General features: G+C 39.2%; 2 protein-coding genes. Both read right to left on the bottom strand.

The genetic code is table 11. The features are described 5' to 3' along the window. Nucleotides 1-2,084: RNA degradosome polyphosphate kinase (locus ABZC96_RS09690; protein ID WP_373030784.1), on the bottom strand; the 2,084-nt coding region annotated here is incomplete at its 3' end. 46 nt (nt 2,085-2,130) lie between these two features. Beyond that, a partial coding sequence (locus ABZC96_RS09685; RefSeq protein ID WP_373030783.1) for a UvrB/UvrC motif-containing protein occupies nt 2,131-2,341 on the bottom strand: 211 nt, incomplete at its 5' end.

The raw sequence follows: 2,341 nt of genomic DNA, 5'->3' as shown, positions 1-2,341 counted from the left end.
CTATCCTTCAATATACGGTTGGCCAAACGGCTTACATAGTCTGGTGTCTCTTTTTTTGTTTTATCGTGAATCTTGTTTACATACTCTTCTAAGACACAATGGTTGTTTATCTTTTTACCTAGGGAAGGCACTTTAGTGTAGTTTCCATCTTCTTGAAGTTCCCAACGTAAGGAATTGTCTGCAAGTTGTAACATTAAAATTTGTTCTATTTTCTGTGTGAGTGTTTCTTCCAAGATGGGCGTCATAAGCTCTACACGTCTTACAAGATTACGTGGCATGAGGTCTGCAGATGAGATGTAGCATTTAACTTTGTCATGTTTAAAAAAGTAGACACGTGCATGTTCTAAATATTTTCCTATGACCGAAGAGACAGTAATGTTTTCACTGATGCCTTTGATTCCGGGTTTTAAACAACAGATACCACGAATGATAAGATCAACCTTACACCCATTTTGAGAAGAGAGATACAGTGCTTTGATGATATCTGAGTCCACTAAAGAGTTGGCTTTAAGTATGATATGCCCCTGAGATCCATGTTTACGCTCTTTCTCTATGAGTTTGATGAGCTTTGGTTTGATCTGTGTAGGTGCCATGAAAAGTGTATCTAACTTTGTATGCGTTGAGAAACCTGTTAAGAAGTGAAAAAAGTGTGTGGCATCTGTACTAAAAATCTCTTTTGTTGTAAAGTATGACATATCGGTATAGATCTTTGAAGTACTAGGATTATAATTTCCTGTTGCAAGATGTACATAACTTTTAAGTTTTCCACCCTGTCTTTTAATCACCTGTGCGATCTTGGCATGTACTTTGAGCCCCGGTATACCATAGACTACATGTGCTCCTGCATCTTCAAGTGCTCTTGCCCAGCGTAAATTGTTCTCCTCATCAAATCTTGCTTTGAGTTCAACAAGTACCATAACCTGTTTCCCATCACGTACCGCATCTATGAGTGCTTTAACGATAGGAGACTTTGGTCCTGCACGGTAGAGTGTCATACGTATAGTAATCGTTTCCGGGTCTGCGGCAGCTTGTGTAATGAACTTCACGACAGGTTCAAAACTGTCAAAAGGATGATAAAGCAGGACATCTTGCTTCTCAATAGCTTCAAAGATATTTTCACTGTTTAACGGAGGTAGTATCTTTGGGCTAAATGTAGGTAGTACAAGATGAGAGAGCGCTTTGTCTCCCACGATTTGCCAGAGACTCCCCAGGTTGAGAGAAAGACTCTTGTAGGAGTAGATGTCTTTGTTGTCAAGGTTTAGATGAGAGAGTAAAAAATTGATAAGCTCAGAGTCCGCACCGTCAATGAGTTCAAGACGGATGAGCGAACCTTTGTTTCTGGAACGTAAACCTTCTTGCAGGATCTCCAAAAAGTCATCAGCTTCCTCCTCTTCTATCTCAATATCTGCATTTCTTGTGACCCTGAAAGGTGTTGAAGCCAGCGGACTAAATCCAGGGAAAAGTTCAGATGCAAAGTATTCAACCACAGATTCTATAGGGATAAATGTTTGTCTTAACTGTACAAACCTAGGAAGTATTCTGGGGATACGCACAAGACCATGTTTGATATGTTTAGAGTCATCTTCCAGTGTGAGTGCCAAACCAAAACTAAGGTTGTTGAGATGAGGAAAAGGGTGTGTAGCATCTACGGCTATTGGGATGATCACAGGATATATTTCATTAAAGAATTTTTCTTTTATTTCTTCTTGCTCTTCTTTATTGAGAGCATCATAGTTTTTTACGTTTACTCCATGGGTATGAAGTTCCGAGATAATAGAGGTGTAACATGATTCTAAAACCTTATGTTCTTTATGCAGGTACCCATGTATCTCTTCGAGTTGTTGGCTAGGAGTAAGTTTATCTGGTCCTGTCTCCTGTACGCCTGCTTTAAACAGGGCTTTAAGTCCTGCAACACGTATCATATAAAATTCATCAAGGTTTGTTCCGTAGATAGCAAGAAACTTGAGACGTTCAAGTGGGGGTAATTGTTCATCCAGTGCTTGTGCTAAAACACGTGAATTAAACTGTAACCATGAGAGTTCACGGTTAAAATAGAGTTGTGAAGAAGAGAGGTCTAAAGCCATAAAATTGCCTATATAATGTAATATTTACGCGTATTATAGCAAAAACCTACAATTTTTTTATTTTCGCTATCTGGTCACGCAGTCTGGCAGCTTCTTCAAAGTCTAAGTTTTTTGCAGCAGCGAGCATCTTTGCTTTGAGTTCTTTTACCATTTGTTGTCGTTCTGCTTTTGGCATTTTGTCAAGTTTACTTTGCTTATTGTAGAGCTCACCTGCATCCTCAACTTTTAGATCTGTGTCAAGGACTCTGAGTGTGGTT

The organism is Sulfurovum sp. (assembly GCF_041551015.1).
Lineage (GTDB): Bacteria > Campylobacterota > Campylobacteria > Campylobacterales > Sulfurovaceae > Sulfurovum.
The sequence above is the reverse complement of the archived record's forward strand: the minus strand, read 5'-3'. Positions and strand labels throughout refer to the sequence as shown.